The following is a 22,081-nucleotide window of genomic DNA, read 5'->3' as shown; positions in this document are numbered from 1 at the left end:
ATTAATAAACCTGTTCTTTATAGAAAAATCCGAACGACAGCTCCCGCCGCGGATCCTGCAGCTCACGGATCGCGTCAACCCATTCCTCTTGAAACACATAACCCTCCGGGTCCAGAACGTAAGCGTCAATAGCCTTGCGGTAGCTGCGAAGCACCGTTTCATTATATTCGACCGACTTCAGCAGCGATTCCACTTTAAAGCTGTCGATGCCGCCCTCCATCAGCTCATTCAAGCCTTCCAGCATACAAATATCATCCGAGCTCATCACATGCGTACCGCTGGCATCCTCGAAGATTGGGAAGCGCTCGTCTTTACGCTCCTGCTCGATCAGGAATAGTCCTTCATCCAGTCCCGTGCCGAGCTCCCTCAGCTCCGAGCGGCCCAGATGCTCACCGTAGTTGGTCAGCAGGCTGCGCTTGGAATGATAAATATTCGTAATTCCGTGAACCTGGGACTCCACTTCCATTTCATCGCCGAACTGCTTCTTGATCTCCAGCGTTTCCTCCAAGTTGAGCTCGCGGGCAAGCACCATCCGAGTCGCTCCTTTGCGTCCCCAGTAGCGTGCCGTCTCATAGTTCGTCGACGTCATTTCTGCATTCCAGTGCAGCGGTACGCCGTTTACTCCAGCCGAACGGAGAGCAATCAGCACCGCAGGGTCGCCGAATACAAATGCATCGACACCCAGCTCATGCATGCTTCTTACGTAATCGGTCAGCTCGGCCAGCAGCCCGTTCTCCATGATGCGGTTGACGGCCACATACACTTTTCCGCCGCGCTCCCGAACCCATGGCAGGATGCCAGCCAGCTCCTGAGCGCTTACCTCCCCTGGCAATCGCAAGCCGAAGGCATGCACGCCTACAAGCACAGCATCCGCCCCAGCTTCCATATATCTCCGAATCTCCTCTACGGAGCCGGCGTCAATCAATAATTCCGGTTTCTTCAATCCGATCACCCGCTTCACTTTTTACTCTCAGCTATATTCTTCAAGTGCTCCTCGTAGGTTTCTGCGAACAGATGCCCCTTGCTGCCGTCCTTTTTCGTTACATAAAACAGAAATTTCGTATCCTCGGGATAGAGCGCCGCTCGAATCGAGGCTAGGCTCGGGCTCGCAATCGGTCCCGGAGGAAGCCCTGTGTGCAAATACGTATTATAAGGACTTTCCACTTGCAGATCCTTCTCGAACAGCCTGTCCTTTTGTTTATCGAACAAATATTGAATGGTGGCGTCGATCTGCAGAGGCATGCGCTTGTTCAACCGATTGTGGATAACGCCTGCCACCAACGGCCGCTCCTCATCCAGAACCACCTCGCGTTCGATCAACGAGGCGATCGTCATCACTTCATGCAAATTCAGCTTCCGCTGCGCCATCACCTGCTGCCAGTCCGCAGGCAGCTGCTGCAGCCGCTTGTCCAGCTCTTGGGCCATGCGGCCCAGCATATCCTGCGGTGAAGCGCCCTTCTTCCATTCATACGTTTCAGGAAAAAGATACCCCTCCAACCGTTCACGAATCGCCGGGTTGGCCGGAATTTGCCGAACGGCTTGTCCCTCGCCGCCTTGATAGTCGCGTGCAGCCGTGACAAAGCTATCCGCATCCATGCCCAGCTCAGCCACTTTCTCTGCGATCTGACGGATCGTAAACCCTTCAGGAACCGTAAGGCGTACGGTTTCTTCCTTGATGGTCTCGCCGCGATTTAACTGGCTCACGATGGACTCCAGCTTCATGCCGGGATACATCATATATTCCCCTGCCTGAAAGCGGGTCCCTTCTCCCTTATATTTTACAAAAAGGATAAAGGCCTTGGCATTTCGAATAACATCTTTTTCTTCCAGCTGTGCAGCCAGCTCCTGTAATCCCGTTCCCTTAGGGTAGGAAATCCGCACCCCGGTTTCCGAGGCAGCCGTCGGATGCATAAGGGCACCCAAATACCAGACGAAGCCGCATAGGATACAAGCCAAGACCAGGACCGAGGAAAGAGCTGCTTTCCACCAATTTCTCGTTATATCAACCGCCCCTTTCGCGGCAAGCATTCCCAAACAAACGAAAAAGAGCGGATATCTCCGCTCAGGCTGTTCATTACATAAACAAGGTTAGCCTTACAACTTCTCGTCGTCCGGAAACGTCATTTCGTCATAGAGCTCGGAGACATTCTCCCATTCCTCGTCGTCCACAATCGATTCCAGCTCCGGTTCCCCCGCCGCATTACGGCCGACCCGAAAAATCTCGGGGCCCTCATCCTTCTGCGGGTTCTCCTTCTCCAGTACGGCATAGCCTTGATCGCCCACCAGAAACTCCGAAACGATGCGAAACACGACGGATTCTTCACGCTCGTCATACAAAATAATATCATCTCCGAACGCATCGCGCAACTGACGCGTCTCCTTCACACTTGCCGCATCCATGAAACTTCCTCCCCACAGCCGGGTGCTACTTGGACTCTTCCTCTTCGCCGTTAAATTCTTCCATCAGCGTATTGAAGGTCTCTTCCACGATGTTCCATTCTTCTTCGTTATCAATGGTGTACAGCTGCAGATCGTCGCCGTCTTCTTCATAACGGAAGGCATAGACTTCATCGGATTCCTCATCGGCATCGACAGGTACAACCATCATGTACTTGGCGTCAGAGCCGTCAACCTCGAATTTCATAATGACCTCGAACTCTTCTTCATTGCCCTCTTCGTCCGGGATAAAAATAATTTCCGGCTCTTCATCGTCCACCAGCTCTTGACTCAATACTTGATCCTTGTCGGACATTGTCCCTCACCTCTTCGATATAGAATCCATATAGCCTTGCAAAATCAGCCCCGCCGCCATCTTATCGATGACCTGCTTGCGCTTCTTTCGGCTGACATCCGCTTCAAGCAGTGTCCGCGTGGCCGCAACCGTCGTTAGACGTTCATCCCATAGATGCACCGGCAATTGTAGTATTTCTTGCAGCTTTTGGGCGAATGCCATGCAAATTTCACCACGGGGGCCGATGGTGTTGTTCATGTTCTTAGGGAGTCCGACCACCAGGTCGGTAACGCCGTATTGCCGCACCAGCTCCTGAATGCGGGCCAGATCCTTCTCCTCCGTAGTCCGGCGGATCACTTCAAGACCTTGGGCCGTAAATCCCAGCTCGTCGCTTACGGCAATCCCGATCGTCTTATCCCCATAGTCAATCCCGAGTAAACGCATAAAGCTCTCCTGCCACGAATGAAATAAAGCGGCGAACGCTTCCGCAGGTCATCCCTAGTCACGCTCGCCGCCGTTAACGCTTAAGCCTTGTAATGCTGAAGGTAGGATCGAACCAGCTCCTCGATCAATTCGTCCCGCTCCCGCTTGCGAATGATGCTCCGAGCATTGTTATGCCTAGGAATATAAGCCGGGTCTCCGGAAAGAAGGTATCCGACAATCTGGTTGATCGGATTATAACCTTTCTCCTGAAGTGCGTCGTACACCGCCAAAATAACTTCTTTGGGTGAGGTTTCGATCTCTTCCGCTTTTACGTTGAATTTCATCGTTTTATCCATCGAACTCATGTGTCGCACCCCCTCAAATACATCATACATTCTTATTCGCCGTTTGTCGAAAAATTCCTGTTGACAGGGAAAATTATTTTTGTTAAGCGCGGATCAGCTGCTCCACAGCTTGTAGTGCTTCCTGCAGCTTGGAGGCATCCTTACCGCCGGCTTGCGCCATATCCGGACGCCCGCCGCCGCTGCCGCCGACGCGTGCTGCCGTTTCCTTGATAAGCTTGCCCGCATGATAGCCCTTGGCTACTAAATCCTGCGTTACCGCAGCGACCAAGTTCACCTTGTCTTCGGAAACAGCGCCCAATACGATAATGCCGGAGCCGAGCTTATTTTTCATCTGGTCAACGATGTTTCGCAGACTTTCCATGTCAGCTGCGCTCACTTGGGCGGCCAGCAAGGAGATGCCGTCCACGCTCTTCACTTGATCAGAGAGAGAGCCTGCCTCGATCTGGCTCAGCTTGCCGCGCAGCGATTCGTTCTCGCGGGACATGTCCTTCAGCTGGGCATGCAGCGCCTCGATCCGTTTTGGAACGTCGGTAATGTTCGATTTCAGCAGGGCGGCGGCATCACGGAGCAGCTGGAGCTGGCCGTCCAGATACTGGTAAGCGTTACGACCCGTCACCGCTTCAATTCGGCGAATACCGGAGCCGATGCCGGACTCGCTGACGATTTTGAACAATCCGATCTGGCTTGTGTTCTGCACATGGCAGCCGCCGCAAAGCTCCAAGCTGTATTCGCCTACTCGAACCACCCGTACGATGTCGCCGTATTTTTCACCGAACAGCGCCATGGCGCCCATCGCCTTGGCTTCCGCAATCGGCTTCAGCGAAATGTCGACAGCGATGCTGTTCCACAGCTGACGGTTTACGCGCTCCTCGATGTCCTGCAGCTCTTCCGCTGTAATACTGCCGAAGTGAGAGAAGTCAAAGCGGAGACGTTCCGGGGCTACCAGAGAGCCTGCCTGGTTGACGTGATCGCCTAACACTTCCTTTAACGCTTTATGAAGCAAATGGGTTGCAGTGTGGTTCTTGATAATATCTTCACGAACATCGGATGCTACCGTCGCCTGTACCTTATCGCCCTTGCGAAGAACTCCCCCGGCCACGACGCATGTATGCACATGCTGGCCGTGCGGCGCCTTGTGCACGTCCTCCACGTTAAGAATCGTCGCACCGGACGTAATCGTACCGTGGTCGCTGACCTGACCGCCGCTCTCTGCATAGAACGGGGTCCGATCCAGAATCACTTGGCAGGTTTCGCCTGTACCGACAAGGTCTACCATTTGATTTTCATGGATAATGGCGAGGACAGTGGCATCCGTTACCAATTCATTATATCCAACAAACTCGCTTTTAACCGTAAAGTCAGCCAGCGGTCCGCCCTGCACCTTCATGCTGTCGGTTTCCTGACGAGCGGCACGTGCACGATCACGCTGCTCCTGCATAGCCTGGTCGAAGCCCTCGCGGTCCACCGTCATTTCCTTCTCGGCAGCGAAGTCCTCCGTCAAGTCAAACGGGAAGCCATACGTATCATACAGCTTGAAGGCATCCTGCCCGCTGATTTGGGAGCTGCCCTGCTTGCGGGCTTTGTCCGCCATTTCGGCGAGAATGTTCAAGCCGTCGGACAACGTCTCATGGAAACGTTCTTCCTCGGTGCGGATGACGCGTTCGATGAATTCGCGCTTCTGAACCACCTCAGGGTAGTAAACGCCCATAATCTCCCCGACAATCGGTGTCAGCTGATACAGGAACGGTTTATCCATACCCAGTACTTTTCCGTATCGAACCGCACGGCGGAGCAAACGACGGATGACATAGCCGCGGCCTTCGTTCGAAGGCAGCACCCCGTCGCCTACGGCAAACGTTACGGTCCGGATATGGTCGGCAATGACCTTAAGCGCTACGTCGTGCTCATCGTTTTCATGATACTTGACGCCTGTAATTTCACAGGTTTTCTGAATAATCGGCTGGAACAGGTCCGTATCGAAGTTCGAGTCAACGTCCTGCAGAATCGATGCGAAGCGCTCAAGACCCGCGCCGGTATCGATGTTTTTCTGAGGAAGCGGAGTGTAGCTGCCATCCTTATTGTGATTGAACTGGGAGAATACCAGGTTCCATACCTCAAGGAAGCGCTCGTTCTCGCCGCCGGGCCAGCATTCCGGATCGTTCAGATCTCCGTACTTTTCGCCGCGGTCGTAGAAAATTTCGGTACAAGGTCCGCAAGGGCCTTCGCCGATATCCCAGAAGTTGTCCTGCAGCTTGTAGATGCGCTCTTCCGGCACGCCAAGACGCTTCCAGTATTCCGCCGCTTCCATATCCTCCGGATACACCGTTACAGACAGGCGGTTCGGATCGAAGCCGATCCACTCCGGGGACGTGAGGAACTCCCATGCCCACTCGATGACTTCTTCCTTGAAATAATCGCCGATGGAGAAGTTGCCCAGCATTTCGAAGAACGTATGGTGACGGCGCGTTTTGCCTACGTTTTCAATGTCGTTGGTGCGGATACACTTCTGGGAGTTGGCGATTCTGGGATTTTCCGGAACGATGCGTCCGTCGAAGTAAGGCTTCAGCGGCGCCATCCCTGCATTGATCCAGAGCAAGGAAGGATCGTTATGAGGCACGAGCGGCGCGCTCGGCTCGATATTGTGACCCTTGCTTTCGAAAAATTTCAACCACTTGGAGCGAATTTCACTTGCTTTCATGAGAATAAACCTCCTGATATTTTAATTCTGTCCGGATGTACCCGACAGATCTGCATAACGCTATTTTTTCTTCTTAATGGAATACAAACTTACTGTCAACCAAGAGGTTAGGTGAATATATCACGTTACACCGCCGGGATTGACAACAGGATTCCTGATACGCATTCTGTAACGTTAAAAAATCATTTAATTACTCGCGTGATTAGGTCATCTCCACGCTGTAAAGTGAAAAAATAACTCAAACCCCGCAAGCCTGACGGCATAAAAAAATCGCCCCTATAATACAGGGACGATGTTAATCGCGGTACCACCCTGGTTACTGCACGTGTCTATCCTGCCCCACGCGCAATCTCCTTAGAACGGACGAATAACGGGTCCAACCGGCGGAGTTCATCCGCGCTCCGAAATGAGCGTTCGGTCATTCTTCTTCAGAAAGGCTTTCGCAGCGGTACGTCATCCATAAGGACTCCGTCCAAGCCTTCTCTCTGGCTAAAGGGCTCTGACCTACTATAATTTCATCAACGCTTTACGCTAGATGCTCAAATTATAAACGTCAGGGAGGGACACTGTCAACACGGCACGCCTTTTGACGGATTCGGCAAAAAAATTACTCATACATTCAGTTTTCAATTGACAATGATTCTCATTAGTAATACAATGAAAACATCAAATGAAAATCATTCTCACTCAAAGAAGAACCATTCCCTCAAACCTCAGCAAAAACCTCTCCACGCCATGGGAGAGGTTTTTGCTTTGGATCAGTCCGTCCAGCGAAGGGATGTAATCAGCTTATGCTTAAACAGCTGCATGAGAAAGTCCGCATAAAAGTCGTTGCGGACAACCCATTGATAGCCGTCGGAATGAGCGTAGAACAGCACATCCGTCATGACATCATTTGCCTCAAACTCATCGCGAATCCGTTTGACGGCTTTTTCCGCTTCCGCACTCGCCGACGGGAAACGCAGCCAGACATCCATGTCGTCCCCGTTCTTTTGCTCTTCTATACTTACTAGCTTCTCATTATATTCATAGCTAATCATCGGCTGCTCCCGCCTCTTTCCTGCACCTTTCAGGCATAATTTCTCTACTTCTATTATTTTACATCAAATAGCGCAAATAAACATAGGCGTGAGCGATAACGATGGACAGTATCATTAACGGAAAGGCCACCTTCAAATACGCCATGAAGGTAATCGGATGCCCTTCCCTTCCGGAAAGCCCGGCAACGATCAGGTTCGCGCTCGCACCGATCAGGGTTCCGTTACCCCCGAGACATGCACCCAAAGCCAAGCTCCACCAGAGCGGCTCTAAATCCGTTATCCCCATTACTCCCATTTCTTGAATCATCGGGATCATCGTCGCCACAAACGGAATGTTATCCAGGAAGGCGGAAGCAATCGCACTTAACCACAAAATCAAGGAGGAAGTCGCAACCAAATCGCCCCCGGTCACTTCCATAGCATATTTCGCCAGCTTGGCAATGACACCGGTCTCTACTAATCCTGATACGAGTACGAATAACCCGACGAAGAAAAAGATGGTTGTCCATTCCACTTTATGCAGCGCCTTCTCCATGGTGTGTTCTCCTGTCCAAAGCAGCAGCAGGAACGCGCCGGTCAAAGCGACGGTTGCCGATTCCAGATGAACGATCTGGTGAATAAAAAAGCCGAAGATCGTAAGCCCCATAATGGTGATGCTTTTCTTCATAAGGGCATGATCTCGAATCTCCGCCTTCTCGTCCAGCGTCATTAGGCTTTGGCGCAGCTGTTCGGTTGTTTGAATCTGTTTGCGGTAAAACAGCACGAAGAACGGAATCGTAACTAACAAGATCAGGAAGGAGATCAAGCTCAGGTTCTCGATAAATGCCATGAACGTCAGCTCAGGCACAGCACTGCCGATCATGATGTTCGGCGGATCCCCAATGAGCGTCGCGGTTCCTCCAATATTAGAGGCCATGATCTGTGAGATCAGGAACGGCACCGGGTTTACCTTCAACTGCCGCGTAATGCTGAAAGTCACGGGAACCATAAGCAGCACCGTCGTGACATTGTCCAAGAAGGCCGACCCTACCGCCGTTACGATGCTCAACACGATGAGGATCCGTACCGGATGACCCCCCACCTTCTTCGCGGCCCATACGGCAATATAACGAAACAAGCCCGTTTCGGCCGTAACCCCTACGATAATCATCATCCCGATGAGAAGTCCCAGCGTGTTAAAATCAATGTGATGCATGGCCGCCTCTTGACTGACGATCCCAAGCACCACCATGACCGCTCCACCGAGCATTGCGATGATGGTCCTATGAACCTTTTCCGAGATAATGAAGCCGTACGCCAATAAAAATAAGGCCGTTGCGATCCAAGCCTGCTGTTCCATCTTACTCCCTCTTTCCTTAAATCCGCCAAAAAAACACAGAAAGAGCCCTTGGTGACAGGCTCCTCCATGAAAAAAAGCTATGATTTTTGTATTTTGTCCAGAATTACTATAAAGGCTTATCCTTTTTTTTGTCAAGTCGGTTTGCGGTGTATGTAATACATAAACACGTGCTGGAGGATGACTTTCATTACGGCGAAGAAGGGAACGGCCAAGATGAGTCCCACTACCCCGGCAAACTCCCCGCCTACCAATAAAGCAAAAATGATGAGCAAGGGATGCATCTTGAGTGAGCGTCCGACCACTTGGGGAGAGATGACATTCCCTTCTAAGATTTGGCACGCTAAATTCACCAGCGCAACCAACATGACCATTTTGATCGAGATGGTGGAGGCCACAATTAGCGCGGGCGCGGCACCCAGGAACGGACCAAGGTAAGGCACGATGTTAAAGATGCCTACTACACACGCAAGGAGCAGCGCATACGGCATGCCACTCAGCCAATAACCGATGTAGGCCAACACGCCGATAATGACGCAAACAAGAAATTGGCCGCGGATATAATTCCCTAAAGCCGTATCGATATCCACCAGCATGGTCACGATCGACTTGCGATGCGCCTTGGGCACAATGGCAAGCGCCGTTTTCTCAATCAATTGAAAATCCTTCAGGATATAGAAGGCCACAAACGGGATGATGAAAATCAGAAACAGCGTATTGATCGTCGTTCCGATTTCCTTGATATAATCTGCAATGGCCAGTGAGATCCCGTCCTCCACCTTGGCAAGCGACGTATTAATGCCAAGCCGAACGCTGTCCGGCAGGAATTGAAGGTCATTCAAGTCGTCTACCAGGCTCTGCGCTTTAAACGCCAAATCCGGCATATGCTCGTTCAGCTCCTGCAGCTGCTTGAGAAAAATGGGTATCATATTCATCATGACCACCGTGAGCGATGTAAAAAATAATGCATAGATTAATAGTACGGCAATCGTGCGCGGCACCTTCCTGGCATTAAGCAGCGTAACCACCGGGTTCAGCACGTAGGAGATGATCATCGCAATCACGAAGGGCGTGAGCACCTCGCGCAGGAAGTCATAGACACTGACAATGATCGGATTGATTTGGAGGAGCATGAACAGGATAAAGAGTGCAAGCAGCGTATAGATCATTCCGGTAAACAAATGACTATTTTTGAAACGGTCCATAGGCACCTCCTACACACATGAGCGTTTGGCTCTAGTTCCGGGCTCATTACAGTATATGTACAACCCGCCCACTTTAACCCTTGGCCGCTTTTCCTGGAAAAGGGACATATCCCCCCATGTGCATGAATAAAATAATAACAAAAAACACCGCTGCTGCAGAAGGACTGCAGAGCGGTGTAAAGATTGATACAAGCGTTATGACTAAAAATAAGCGGGCTTCGCCTAGTTGGCGTGAACCTGCGGCATTTCCTCTTCAAAAAACAAATCGTCCAACGAGCTCAACGTGCCATCCTCTTCCACTTGGAATACGGACATCTTCTCGCCGTTGACCGTCAATTCAATAAAGCAGCCCCAGCAATAAAATTGATGCGAGCCGATTTTCCCAATATCTTTGGAATTACAATTTGGACAACGTAACATCCTCATCACCCTATTCTTCTTTTGGTACGAAGATTTCCTCTAACGCTTCGCTGCAGTGTACGGGGACGATGATCGCGTCCTCACCCACAGTAACCGATTCAGGGAGCGGCAGCCATTTGCGGCCATCCTTCAGATCAGAAATGAAACCCTCGGTTAATTCATATCCTATTACCTTTTTACCCCATTCCGGTTCCAAATAAACATCCTCGATAACACCGAGCTGTTGACCGTTCACCGTAAGAACGGGAAGACCTTTAATTTTGCGTGATCCGCTGAGCAGCGATGCGGCTGCTTCCGGCGCCTCTTCAACGGGCCGAATGACGTCGGCATTCTCGATCGTAACAGCGTCCTCGCCCAGGGCGATCACGTCTTTCCAATGAATGCACGTTGCTTCGGAGAACCAATGCTTGGTCTCAAGAAGCAGCGCTTCGATCTCCCAGCGGTCGCTGAGCAAGAAGTCTCGGGCATTGCCCACTTGTTTGCCTGTTTGAACGCATATGACCGGTAGTCCGATGACATCCCTTGCTCGTTTCACTGGCGGTTCTCTCCTGTGCGCAAATGTTAAGTTAAATACGTTGATCTGCTACACTAGCGTGAAAAGGGATGTGCCTGCGGCACGCTCTTGAAATCAAGTTCTTATTGAACAAATGATGCGGTTATAACTTGATTTCAAAGGCGGCACGTAAACTCTTCGGCACAAACCCTATTTCACTATCGTGCAGATCAAAAATTAATTAAACATTTGCTTAAACTGTATTACGCAGACGTCCCGTGATGGTTTCAATTTGCCGGGCAACGTACACAATTTGTTCAAAATCGTTGCTTCCGCCGAAGCTGAAACGAATGGCGGAACGGGTTACTTCATCCGGCAGCTGCATCGCCTTAAGCACGTGGGACACCTCTAGAGAGCCGGAAGTGCAAGCGGAGCCGCTGGAAGCCGCAATGCCCGCCAAATCCAGGTTCATCAGCATGGTTTCCGTTGAGATCCCAGGAAAGCTGATATTGACGATATGGGCCAGGCGCTCTTCCGGATGACCATTGACGACAAACCCCTCTTTGCCAAGCCGTTCCTCAAGCTGCTGTATGAATCCTTGACGTAGTTTTTCCAAGTTTTGTTGCAATTCATACTTGCTCCGGCTATAAATTTGTACAGCCTTCGCGAAGCCTGCGATGCCAGCCGTGTTCTCTGTTCCGGCACGGCGCTTGCGTTCTTGGGTTCCACCGTAAAGCAGCGGCTGGAACCGGACATGCTTGCTTATATATAACGCGCCGACCCCCTTGGGGCCACCCAGCTTATGCGCGGAAAAGCTCATCAAATCCACCGGCAGCCGCTGCAGATCGATATCCACATGACCTAAGGCTTGCACTGCGTCACTATGAAATACGATGCCCCGGCTGCGGGCCAGCTCGCCAATGGCTTCAATCGGCTGAAGCGTACCCACTTCATTGTTCCCATACATCACGCTGATCAGAATGGTATCGGGACGAATGGCCGCTTCCAAATCGGACAAACGAATTTGTCCTCTCTGGTCTACAGGCAGATAGGTTACCTCATAGCCCATTCGTTCCAAATGCTCGCATGCGTGTAAAACCGCATGATGCTCGATTTCCGTTGTGATGATATGCTTCCCCCGAGATTGATAGGCTTCAGCAACGGAGAATAAAGCGGAATTGTCGCTCTCCGTCCCCCCGGAGGTAAACACCAGCTCGGAGGGTTTACATCCGATGAAGCTTGCAATCGTGTCCCTTGACCGGTTCAAGGCTGCCCGGGCTTCCCGCCCTGCCTGATGTGTGCTGGAGGCATTGCCGAAATGACCTGTCATTAAAGGGAGCATGGCCTCGATGACTTCCGGATGCACCGGCGTCGTCGCGGCATGGTCGACATAGATAAGTTCCAAATGATTCACCACGAGTTCCGCTAAATATAGAACATATAATTATCGCTGTGACCGCTGTCCTTAAAGGAAATCAAGTCGGCCAGCGTCGTCGAATCCAGAACGGCTGCAATGCTGTCGCGAATTCTTACCCATAAATCCCGTTTGGCAGGGTCGTCCTCTTCCGTGAAGTCCACCGGACTGATAGGCCCTTCCAGAACGCGAATGATATCACCGGATGTAATTTCTTCCGGCGCTTTAGACAATATATAACCACCGTAAGCACCGCGTACGCTCTTAACTAAACCGACATTGCGAAGCGGAGCGACCAGCTGCTCCAAGTAGTGCTCGGAAAGCTGATGCTTTTCTGCAATACTTTTCAGTGAGGTGGGCCCTTCTCCGTATTTTGTCGCCAGTTCCATCATGATCGTCAATCCGTAGCGGCCTTTCGTTGAAATCTTCAAATCAGAGCACCTCATTTACTTTACATTTCATACATACTTGTATCATTATTATGTTATCATAAAACCCCCTGCAGTGGGTGAAAAACCTTGACATATTGTTGAAATATTTTATTCTTTGGGGAATCCTATGTATAATACAAGCTATACTTTATGAAGCAAAGAGAGGTATTGATATAGATGGCTACCAAACCGCGCGTTGTTTTAGGCATGTCCGGAGGTGTTGACTCCTCCGTTTCGGCCCTGCTGCTCAAGGAGCAAGGCTACGAAGTCATAGGCGTATTCATGAAAAACTGGGACGATACCGACGAATTCGGTCACTGCACCGCCGAAGAGGATGCGGAGGATGTCCGCCGCGTCTGCGACCAAATCGGCATTCCCTATTATACGGTAAATTTTGAGAAACAATACATGGACAAGGTGTTCAATTACTTTTTGGATGAATACCGTAAGGGCCGGACGCCCAACCCGGACGTCATGTGCAACCGGGAGATCAAGTTCGGCGAATTCCTGCAAAAGGCGCTGGAGCTGGGCGCAGATTATATCGCGACCGGCCACTATGCCCGCGTCGATCACAAGGATGGAAAGTATCGGCTGCTCCGCGGAGTGGATAACAACAAGGATCAAACGTACTTCCTGAATGCCCTGAATCAGTATCAGCTGTCCAAGGCGATGTTCCCGATCGGGCATCTTCCGAAGCCGGAGGTAAGAGCCCTTGCCGAGAAGGCCGGACTAGCTACGGCTAAGAAGAAGGACAGCACGGGGGTGTGCTTCATCGGCGAGCGCAACTTCAAGGAATTTCTCAGCGGCTACCTTCCTGCAAGGCCGGGAGAAATGCGCACCCTGGAGGGCGAAGTCAAGGGGCGCCACGATGGCCTGATGTATTATACCCTTGGTCAACGGCAAGGGCTGGGCATCGGCGGCTCGGGCAGCGGGGAGCCTTGGTTTGTGGCCGGCAAGGACCTTGAGCACAATATCCTTTACGTAGTACAGGGAGAGAAGCATCCGAGCCTGTACTCGAGCGGATTGCTTGCCACGGACGTGAATTGGATCAGCGGCGAAGCTCCTGCCGAGATCAAGTGCACGGCCAAGTTCCGTTATCGTCAGCCGGATCAAGGCGTCAGCGTTCGTTTCGGCCCCGGGGGCACGGCCGAGATTACCTTTGATCAGCCGCAAAAGGCGATCACTCCCGGCCAATCCGTAGTCTTCTACGACGGTGAGGTATGTCTCGGCGGAGCAACGATCGATAAGATGGTCAAGTAACTCGGTTTACTAAAAAAACGGCGCAGCAGGTCCATCCTGCTCGCCGTTTTTTCTATCCTTCAGCCGCTTCCGGAGCGGCATGGCTGCCCTGCTCCATTTTTCGAACCAGAATCCTTGCGATTCTTAGCTGATCCGTCTCATGAACGATAAATTCATAAGTGTCGTTATATCTTATGCTCTGGTGCTTCTTCGGGGGGATTTCCACCTGCGAGTAGACCCAGCCGCCTATCGTATCGTAATCGTCCGACTCGATCTCCAGTCCAAAGTAGCTGTTGACCTCTTCAATGAGCAGTCTTCCGTCGATCGTATGGGTTCCGTCCTCCAGCTTCTCGATATGAGGCCGTTCCTCATCGAATTCGTCCTGAATTTCGCCTACAATTTCCTCGATAATGTCCTCAAAGGTGACAAGTCCCGAAGTACCGCCGTATTCGTCGATCAGCAGCGCCATTTGCGTTTTTTTCTTCTGCATCAGCTTCAGCAGGGCACTGATCTGCATCGATTCCGGCACCTTGGTCAACGGCCGCACCAGACTCGTAATACCGCTTACAGGATTATCGGTTTTCAAGAGATCCTTGATATGCACGAAGCCGATAATATTGTCCTTATCGGGATCACACACCGGGTATCTTGTGTGCATCTCGCTGATGGCGATCTCCTTGTTGGCTTCATAGGACAGCTGGGAGTACAGACACACCATTTCCGTTCGGGGGATCATAATCTCCCGGGCGTTCGTTTCCGCAAAATCAAAGATGTTATCCATCAGCGCGAGCTCCGTGTTGTCAATCAAGCCGCTTTTGTTGCTTTCCTTCATCAGCACGCGAATTTCCTCTTCCGTATGGGCGGAATGCTGCTCCTCCGTAGGCTCGATACCGGCCCGGCGAAGCATCCAGGACGAGGTCCCGTTCAGAAACCAGATGAAGGGATACATCAGCTTATAAAACAAAACCAGCGGCAAAGAAGATAGCAGCGTGACTTGCTCGGATTTGCGAATCGCGTAGGTTTTGGGAAACTGCTCGCCTAAGGTAATATGCAGCACCGTGATGAGTGAAAAAGCGATGATAAAGGCAATCGTATGAATAACCGTCTGTGGCAAGTGCAGCGGTTCCAAAACCGGCTCCAGCAGTTTAGCGATCGCAGGCTCTCCGATCCAACCCAGTCCGAGCGATGCCAGCGTGATGCCCAGCTGACAAGCGGAAAGATAAGCGTCCAGGTTGTTGACAATCGAGCGAGCCAGCTTGGCGTTTCGATGGCCTTCCTCCGCTAAGGAGTGAATCCGGCTGTTTCGCACCTTCACCATGGCAAATTCCGCGGCGACGAAAAAGCCGTTCAAGAACACCAGCAGCAGCACTAAACTGACATTGATCAGCATCGGTAACGAATCACTGTCCAAACAGCTCCCTATTCCCCCCGACCTGCAGCCCTCGAGCAGCGTGCCTTACGGATCCGGGATGAATAGGACCACCTCCCTCAGCATTCAGATGTATTATTCATTTTATATATGAAATTGTCAGACTAGAACGAAAACTTCCGAAAATGTTACCGATGGCCCGTTCGTCTCCTCCGCTCTTGATTTTGCCTGATTTTGTCCTCCATCCCTTGCTCCGTCGCCTCATAGAAATGCGCGGTTTTGATCGGATCCGGCAAATATTGCTGCTCTACGTAATGCCCCGGGTAATTGTGGGGATATAAATAGCCCGTGTGGCCTAATTGAACGGATCCTTTGTAATGACCATCGCGCAAATGCAGGGGCACCTCAGCTGAGCGGATCCCTTCGAAGGCCTGCATCACCCGGTCGATCGCCATCGGGATCGCATTGGATTTGGGGCTTTCGACAGCAAACAGGATCGCTTGGGCAATCACATATTTCGATTCGGGCCAGCCGATCTTATGATAGGCGTCCATAGCCGTCACAGCTTGGACCATAGCCTGAGGGTTCGCTAATCCGATATCCTCGCTGCACATGACGATCAAACGGCGCAGGAACGTCATCGGATCCATCCCCAGCCGCTCCACCGCGTGGAGAAACCAGAAGAGCGCCGCATCGCTGGAGCCGCGGAGGCTTTTGTGAAAGGCGGACAGCACGTCGTACTGCGTCGATTCATCCGCCTTAATCGTCGGCTTGCGGATCGATTCCTCCGCTACCTCCGTAGTAATGACGATGGTACCGTCGTTGGACGGAGGGGTCGTCAAAGCGGCCAGCTCCAGCGCGTTCAAGGCGCGGCGAATGTCTCCGCCGGCCATGAAGGCCAGGTGCTCCAAGGCTTCCTCCTCTACCTGAAGCGGAAGAAAGCCAAGGCCTCGCTCTCGATCGGCTAACGCTCTTCTCATGGCGATAAGCGAATGCTCATGGGTTAACGACTCCAGCTGAAACAACGTAGAACGGGATAGCAAGGCCCCGTTCACATGATGGAACGGATTTTCCGTGGTGGCTCCGATGAAGATGATGGTCCCCTGCTCCACAGCCGGAAGCAAAGCATCCTGCCTGGAGGAATTAAAACGGTGTACCTCGTCGAGGAACAGGATCGTCTTCTTGCCGTATAGCGCCCGGTTCTGCTTCGCCTGGTCGATGACCTCCCGAACGTCCTTCACCGTAGCATCCACTGCGTTCAGCTTTACGAAGATGCCTGAGGTCCGATGCGAAATGATGTTGGCGAGGGTCGTCTTCCCGGTACCCGGCGGTCCGTACAGCAGAATGGAGGTCACCTGATCCGCCTCGATTGCGCGACGGAGCAGCTTGCCGGGACCGACGATGTGCTCCTGCCCGATATATTGCTCCAGGGTCAGCGGCCGCATCCGGTCGGCGAGCAGCTTGCCCTCCGGACTTTGCTCCGCTGCCATAGTAAATAAGTCCATGATGTTCTCACGTTCCTTTGCCGATATTTCAAATGGGTTGTGCTATACTTTCATTTCTTCGTGGTGAATGGCCGAGGTTTCGATTTGAATCGTCGTATGCTGAATGTGAAATTTCTCGGCAATCAGCCGGATCGCTTCCTGCAGAACACGCTGGTTATCTTGATTGTCATTAATCAAGAGATGACAGCTCAAGGAATCCAAGCCTGACGTAATGGTCCAAATATGGAGATCGTGAACGTCTTGAACTCCCTCGATGCTTTCCAATGCTTGTTTCACTTCGGAAGGGTTGACCGTGGTCGGCGTCCCCTCCATCAAGATATGAACGGTATGCTTGATCACAGCCCAAGCCCCTTTGAGAATGAGCAGCGCCACCAGTACGCTGATAATTGGGTCCGCAATATACCAGCCGAAAAGCAGCATCACCAAACCGGCCGCGATAGCGCCAACCGACCCTAGGGCATCGCCAAGCACATGAAGATAAGCGCTTCGCAAATTGATGTTGTTTTTCACATCGCCTTTGCTCATTAAAGCCCAAGCGCTAAGAATATTGGCCAAAAGTCCCACCGATGCGATCAGCATCATGGAGCCGCTGGCTACCGCCGGCGGCTGCAGGAAGCGTTCATAGGCCTCCCATATGATAAATCCTGCCACAACGAACAGTGTGATCCCATTAAAAAGGGCCGCCAAAATCTCAAACCGATAAAAGCCGTAGGTTTTGTTGGGAGAAGCCGGCTTAGCCGCAAACCATACGGCGACAAGGCTGAGCACCAGGGAGCTGGAATCGCTCAGCATATGTCCGCTATCGGATAAGAGCGCCAGACTGTTCGTAATCAAGCCGCCGAAAAACTCCAGGAACATAATGCCGACCGTAATACATAAAGCAATCGTGAGTCCTTTTTTATTTCCGTTCGGATCAAAATGATGATGATGTCCGTGGTGTCCGTGGCCGTGTCCATGATGATGCCCATGACCATGATCGTGTTGATGCGAGTGGTCGTGCTCGTGCTTGTGATCGCAATCGCCGTGGTCGTGCTTGTGATCATGCGTACTCATTGTGTTCCCTCCTAAGTATGCTCCGAGTGGCTAATCGCTTGATTCAACAGAGAAATAACGTGGCTGTCGTCGCAGGAATAAATCATTGTCGTACCTTCGCGGCGGCTTTTAACCAGCCTCATCGTTCTCAAGAAGCTTAATTGATGAGATACGGCGGATTGGGACATCTCCAACACCTCTGTCATGTGGTTCACCGAGCATTCCTCCTGCGACAGCATATGCAGGATACGAATGCGGGTCGGATCCGATAACGCCTTAAATATTTGCGATACTTGTTCTACCGTCTGAGGTTTTAGAAACGAGTGCTCTTTTGCTTCCATACGTAATCCCGCCTCTTCACTATATGTATAATATGAGCATATGTTCATATATAAGATTATCGACTCCAATCTAAATTTTGTCAAGAAAAAAGAGCACCCTCCCCCGATCCGCCGAGTGGCGGATCGGAAGGCATGCTCTATTCAAACTTTGGCTTTATTGAATTCCGGCTTTCTTCAACAAATCTCGAACGACGACGCTGACCATGATCAGCCCCGCTACCGGCGGTACAAAAGCATTGCTGGCGGGAGGCTGCTGCGCCTTGCGGATTTCCGGCGCATTCTCAGGCACGATGCGCTGTGTCACATCCACGCGAGGCTTCAATGGCTCCTCAGTAGAATAGACCACCTTCACGCCCTTCTTAATGCCTTCCTTCCGCAGCTTGTGGCGAATCACGCGCGCCAGCGGATCGATCTTCGTCTGCGAAATGTCGGCCACCTGGAATTTGGTCGGGTCCATCTTGTTGGCTGCGCCCATGCTGGAGATGATCGGAATTTTCCGCTCCAGGCACTGCTTGATCACGTGAATCTTGTAGGTCACCGTATCCGAAGCATCAAGCACGTAGTCGAGCGGGTATTCAAATAGCCGCTCGTACGTCTCTTCGGTATAAAACATCTTCAAGGCGACGGCATCGCATTCCGGATTGATCTGGGCGATACGTTCCTTCATAAGCTCGGCTTTCGGCTGGCCGACGGTGGACAGGAAGGCGATGACCTGGCGGTTGATATTGGTGATGTCCACGACATCCTTGTCGATCAAAATCACTCGCCCTATTCCGGTGCGGGCAAGCGCCTCGGCCGCGATCGAACCGACGCCGCCGATGCCAAGCACCGCTACCGAGCTATTTCTCAGAACCTCCAAGCCTTCCGGCCCGACTGCGAGCTCCGTACGGGAAAACTGATGGAGCATATCGTAACGACTCCTTATCGAGTAAAGGTTATTTCGAGGACGGCTGCTTGAGTGCCAAACGAATGGACAGCTGCTCAAGCTGCTTGTCTTCGACCGGCCCCGGAGCATCGGTCAGCAGATCCGTAGCGCTGGCCGTCTTCGGGAAGGCGATCGTCTCGCGCAGATTCGTGCGACCCGCGATCAGCATGACCAACCGGTCGAAGCCGAAGGCGATACCGCCGTGCGGAGGCGTGCCGTATTCGAACGCTTCCAGCAGGAAGCCGAATTTCTCTTGCGCTTCTTCCTTGGAGAAGCCGAGCGCTTGGAACATTTTCTCCTGAACCTCACGCTTGTAGATCCGCATGGAGCCGCCGCCCACTTCGTATCCGTTCAATACCAGGTCGTACGCTTGCGCACGAATGGCACCCGGATCGGAATCGAAGAGATGCAGATCCTCTTCCTTCGGACGAGTGAACGGATGGTGCTCCGCCACATAACGCTTCTCTTCCTCATCCCAGCCAAGCAGCGGAAAGTCGACAACCCAGGCGAACTTGAACTCGCTCTCGTTGATGAGACCGAGATCCTTACCGATCTTCAGACGCAGGTTGCCGAGAACATCCGCAACCACCTTCTTCTTATCGGCCGAGAACAACAGCAGGTCGCCCTCTTGTGCTTCCAGGCGTTCCTTCAGCGCTTCCAGCTCCTGCTCGCTGAAGAACTTCACGATCGGACCCTTCAGCTCGCCTTCCTTGTAAGTCATCCAAGCGAGACCCTTTGCTCCGTAGCGCGCCGCATAAACGCCGAGATCGTCGATCTCCTTGCGGCTCCAGCTTGCGCAGCCCTTTGCGTTCAGTGCTTTCACTTGGCCGCCGCTCTTAATGACATTCGCAAACACCTGCACGCCGGAAGCGGCTACGATGTCGGATACATCCTTCAGCTCGAGCCCGAAGCGCAGGTCCGGCTTGTCGGAGCCGTATTTGCCCATGGCGTCGGCATAGCTGATCCGTTGGAACGGACGAGGAATATCTGTTCCGGTAGTTTCCTTGAACAAACGCGCCACCAGCTCTTCCATCAGCTCGAGCAGCTGATCCTGCGACAGGAAGGACGTTTCAATGTCCACTTGCGTAAATTCCGGCTGGCGATCCGCACGAAGGTCCTCGTCGCGGAAGCAGCGGGCGATCTGATAATAGCGCTCCATCCCGCTGACCATCAGCAGCTGCTTGAAGATCTGCGGAGATTGCGGCAGTGCGAAAAATTCGCCCGGATGCACACGGCTTGGTACGAGATAGTCGCGTGCGCCCTCCGGCGTGCTCTTGGTCAAAATCGGAGTTTCGACTTCAACGAAGCCGTTGTCGTCCAAGAAGTCGCGGAACAGCTTTGCTGCCTTGGAACGGAGCATCAGCGTGCGCTGCATTTCCGGACGGCGAAGATCCAGGTAACGGTACTTAAGGCGCAGCTGCTCGTCGATTTCGATGCCGTCCTCGATGAAGAACGGAGGGTTCTTCGCTGCGTTCATGATTTCGATCTCGGTTACCTGAATTTCAATCTCGCCTGTAGGCAGGTTCGGGTTCACGGTTTCCGGGTCGCGGTTAATGACCTTTCCTTTTACGGCAAGCACATATTCGTTACGCGCACGGTCGGCGATTGCCAGAGCCTCTCCGGAAAACTCCGGGTTGAATACGATCTGAACCAATCCGCTGCGGTCGCGAAGGTCGATGAACAATACGCCGCCCAGGTCGCGCCGGCGCTGCACCCATCCGTTCAATACAACCGTTTCTCCTACATTTGCTTTGCTCAGCGCGCCGCAATGATGTGTTTTTAACAACATACCTGTTACCTCCAAGTGTAGTAAATTTATATAAGAATTATACGTGGATCCGCTGTTTAACTGTTTCGACGAAGGCTGTGAGCGGCAGTGTTTCCTGTTCCCCGGTCGCCATCGCCTTTAGGGTAATCTCGCCTCGGGCCAGCTCATCTTCCCCGAGAATCGCCACATAAGAAGCATGGTAGCGGTCCGCTGACTTCATCTTCGCTTTGATCTTCCGGTTGAGATAATCCTTCTCCGCCGTCAGCCCGGCAAGACGCAAGCCCTGCAGCAGCTTCACGGTTTCCTTCTCCGCCGCTTCGCCAAGCCCGATCAAGTACACGTCAAGCGGCTTCACGCCCGGAATCTCAACGCCTTGCGCCGCAAGCACAAGCAAAATGCGCTCCATGCCAAGACCGAGACCGACACCCGGCTGATCGTTGTTCCCGCCGGCGATTTGGCCTACGAGCCCGTTGTAACGTCCGCCGCCGCCGATCGTATCGATTGCACCGATACCGGCTGCCTTATACTCGAAGGCGGTGTGCGTATAGTAATCCAGTCCGCGAACCAAACGAGGGTTAAGCCGTACGGGAATCTCCATAGCTTTCAGATGCTCTTGAACGGCCTCGAAGTGTGTTTGGCACTCCTCATCGAGATGCTCCGTAATCGTCGGTGCGCCCTCGCAGTACTTCTGGTCGATCTTGCAATCGAGAATCCGCATCGGATTACGGTCATAGCGCGATTGACAATCCTTACACAGCTGCTCCTTCACCGGAGCGAAAAACTTCTGAATGTGCTCCCGGTAGGCTGCTCTTACGGCCGGCGTTCCGACGGAGTTAAGCTCCACCGTTACGTCTTTTAGTCCAAGCTCCTTGTAAAAGGTGTAACCCAGAGCAATGACCTCCGCGTCGATGCTCGGATCCACCGAGCCGAAGGCTTCGATCCCAATCTGATGAAATTGGCGATAACGTCCCGCTTGCGGCTGCTCATAACGGAACATCGGTCCGATGTAATACAGCTTGCTTACATCCGGCTCTCCGTACAGCTTATTCTCCACATAGGCGCGCACCACGCCCGCGGTTCCTTCAGGACGCAAGCTCATGCTCCGGTCGCCCTTATCGATGAAGGTGTACATCTCCTTCTCCACGATGTCCGTCGTCTCGCCAACGCCCCGCTGGAACAGCTCCGTGTTCTCGAACACCGGCGTGCGGATTTCGCGGTAATTAAAACGCTGGCAGATGTCTCTTGCTTTCGATTCGATATACTGCCACTTTTCGATTTCACCCGGCAGCAAATCCTGTGTGCCTTTCGGCTTTTGAATGCTCATTAGTAAACCGCTCCTTCCTTTG

22 protein-coding genes are annotated in these 22,081 nt (G+C 52.3%); 1 reads left to right on the top strand and 21 read right to left on the bottom strand.

Annotated features, from left to right (window positions below; genetic code table 11):
* Window position 1 precedes the first annotated feature (1 nt).
* From RAC89_RS18905 to cymR, 14 genes are all read right to left on the bottom strand, one after another.
* Complete coding sequence (locus RAC89_RS18905; RefSeq protein ID WP_306615263.1) at window positions 2–943, bottom strand: peptidase U32 family protein; 942 nt, start codon at window positions 941–943, stop codon at window positions 2–4.
* Between the two features lie 14 nt (window positions 944–957).
* Complete coding sequence (gene mltG, locus RAC89_RS18900) at window positions 958–2,028, bottom strand: endolytic transglycosylase MltG (protein WP_306615262.1); 1,071 nt, start codon at window positions 2,026–2,028, stop codon at window positions 958–960.
* A 66-nt stretch (window positions 2,029–2,094) separates the two neighbouring features.
* Window positions 2,095–2,400: a DUF1292 domain-containing protein gene (locus RAC89_RS18895; RefSeq protein WP_284637998.1), complete on the bottom strand. Its 306-nt coding sequence runs from the start codon at window positions 2,398–2,400 to the stop codon at window positions 2,095–2,097.
* 25 nt (window positions 2,401–2,425) lie between these two features.
* A complete protein-coding gene (locus RAC89_RS18890) occupies window positions 2,426–2,752 on the bottom strand; it encodes a DUF1292 domain-containing protein (protein ID WP_306615261.1) in 327 nt (108 codons plus the stop codon).
* Between the two features lie 6 nt (window positions 2,753–2,758).
* Complete coding sequence (gene ruvX / locus RAC89_RS18885) at window positions 2,759–3,175, bottom strand: Holliday junction resolvase RuvX (protein ID WP_306615260.1); 417 nt, start codon at window positions 3,173–3,175, stop codon at window positions 2,759–2,761.
* A gap of 80 nt (window positions 3,176–3,255) precedes the next feature.
* Entirely contained in the window at window positions 3,256–3,519 is a 264-nt protein-coding gene (locus RAC89_RS18880; RefSeq protein ID WP_284637993.1) for an IreB family regulatory phosphoprotein, read from the bottom strand.
* A gap of 82 nt (window positions 3,520–3,601) precedes the next feature.
* Entirely contained in the window at window positions 3,602–6,217 is a 2,616-nt protein-coding gene (gene alaS, locus RAC89_RS18875) for an alanine--tRNA ligase (RefSeq protein ID WP_306615259.1), read from the bottom strand.
* A 758-nt stretch (window positions 6,218–6,975) separates the two neighbouring features.
* Entirely contained in the window at window positions 6,976–7,257 is a 282-nt protein-coding gene (locus RAC89_RS18870) for a hypothetical protein (RefSeq protein WP_306615258.1), read from the bottom strand.
* 58 nt (window positions 7,258–7,315) lie between these two features.
* A complete protein-coding gene (locus tag RAC89_RS18865) occupies window positions 7,316–8,596 on the bottom strand; it encodes an ArsB/NhaD family transporter (RefSeq protein ID WP_306615257.1) in 1,281 nt (426 codons plus the stop codon).
* 131 nt (window positions 8,597–8,727) lie between these two features.
* On the bottom strand, window positions 8,728–9,798 hold the full coding sequence (locus tag RAC89_RS18860) for an AI-2E family transporter (RefSeq protein WP_306615256.1): 1,071 nt from the start codon (window positions 9,796–9,798) through the stop codon (window positions 8,728–8,730).
* Window positions 9,799–10,020: 222 nt separating this feature from the next.
* Window positions 10,021–10,218: a hypothetical protein gene (locus RAC89_RS18855; RefSeq protein WP_014371928.1), complete on the bottom strand. Its 198-nt coding sequence runs from the start codon at window positions 10,216–10,218 to the stop codon at window positions 10,021–10,023.
* Window positions 10,219–10,228: 10 nt separating this feature from the next.
* Window positions 10,229–10,753: a PRC-barrel domain-containing protein gene (locus RAC89_RS18850; RefSeq protein WP_284637979.1), complete on the bottom strand. Its 525-nt coding sequence runs from the start codon at window positions 10,751–10,753 to the stop codon at window positions 10,229–10,231.
* A gap of 211 nt (window positions 10,754–10,964) precedes the next feature.
* The gene (locus RAC89_RS18845) at window positions 10,965–12,116 is read right to left on the bottom strand and encodes a cysteine desulfurase family protein (RefSeq protein ID WP_306616135.1); all 1,152 of its coding nucleotides are present in this window, start codon (window positions 12,114–12,116) and stop codon (window positions 10,965–10,967) included.
* 20 nt (window positions 12,117–12,136) lie between these two features.
* Complete coding sequence (cymR, locus tag RAC89_RS18840) at window positions 12,137–12,556, bottom strand: cysteine metabolism transcriptional regulator CymR (RefSeq protein WP_284637978.1); 420 nt, start codon at window positions 12,554–12,556, stop codon at window positions 12,137–12,139.
* Between the two features lie 177 nt (window positions 12,557–12,733).
* Between cymR and mnmA the strand changes: the two genes are divergently transcribed.
* The gene (gene mnmA / locus RAC89_RS18835; RefSeq protein WP_284637976.1) at window positions 12,734–13,816 is read left to right on the top strand and encodes a tRNA 2-thiouridine(34) synthase MnmA; all 1,083 of its coding nucleotides are present in this window, start codon (window positions 12,734–12,736) and stop codon (window positions 13,814–13,816) included.
* 52 nt (window positions 13,817–13,868) lie between these two features.
* Here the strand turns inward: mnmA and RAC89_RS18830 are convergent, their stop codons facing one another.
* From RAC89_RS18830 to hisS, 7 genes are all read right to left on the bottom strand, one after another.
* On the bottom strand, window positions 13,869–15,185 hold the full coding sequence (locus RAC89_RS18830) for a hemolysin family protein (RefSeq protein ID WP_306616134.1): 1,317 nt from the start codon (window positions 15,183–15,185) through the stop codon (window positions 13,869–13,871).
* 167 nt (window positions 15,186–15,352) lie between these two features.
* Window positions 15,353–16,669 carry a replication-associated recombination protein A gene (locus RAC89_RS18825; RefSeq protein ID WP_306615255.1) on the bottom strand — a complete coding sequence of 439 codons (1,317 nt, stop codon included), beginning with the start codon at window positions 16,667–16,669 and terminating at the stop codon, window positions 15,353–15,355.
* 42 nt (window positions 16,670–16,711) lie between these two features.
* Window positions 16,712–17,722 (bottom strand): cation diffusion facilitator family transporter, encoded by a 1,011-nt coding sequence (locus tag RAC89_RS18820; protein ID WP_306615254.1) that lies wholly within the window; start codon window positions 17,720–17,722, stop codon window positions 16,712–16,714.
* A gap of 11 nt (window positions 17,723–17,733) precedes the next feature.
* Window positions 17,734–18,042 carry an ArsR/SmtB family transcription factor gene (locus RAC89_RS18815; protein WP_284637968.1) on the bottom strand — a complete coding sequence of 103 codons (309 nt, stop codon included), beginning with the start codon at window positions 18,040–18,042 and terminating at the stop codon, window positions 17,734–17,736.
* A gap of 154 nt (window positions 18,043–18,196) precedes the next feature.
* Window positions 18,197–18,949, bottom strand: coding sequence for a tRNA threonylcarbamoyladenosine dehydratase (locus tag RAC89_RS18810; protein ID WP_306615253.1), 753 nt, complete (start codon window positions 18,947–18,949; stop codon window positions 18,197–18,199).
* Window positions 18,950–18,977: 28 nt separating this feature from the next.
* Window positions 18,978–20,756, bottom strand: coding sequence for an aspartate--tRNA ligase (aspS, locus tag RAC89_RS18805; RefSeq protein ID WP_306615252.1), 1,779 nt, complete (start codon window positions 20,754–20,756; stop codon window positions 18,978–18,980).
* Between the two features lie 37 nt (window positions 20,757–20,793).
* Window positions 20,794–22,059 carry a histidine--tRNA ligase gene (gene hisS / locus RAC89_RS18800; protein WP_306615251.1) on the bottom strand — a complete coding sequence of 422 codons (1,266 nt, stop codon included), beginning with the start codon at window positions 22,057–22,059 and terminating at the stop codon, window positions 20,794–20,796.
* Window positions 22,060–22,081: the final 22 nt, after the last annotated feature.

It is taken from the genome of Paenibacillus sp. GD4, assembly GCF_030846225.1.
Classification (GTDB): Bacteria; Bacillota; Bacilli; order Paenibacillales; family NBRC-103111; genus Paenibacillus_G; species Paenibacillus_G silviterrae.
This window is presented reverse-complemented; position numbering and strand designations above follow the sequence as displayed.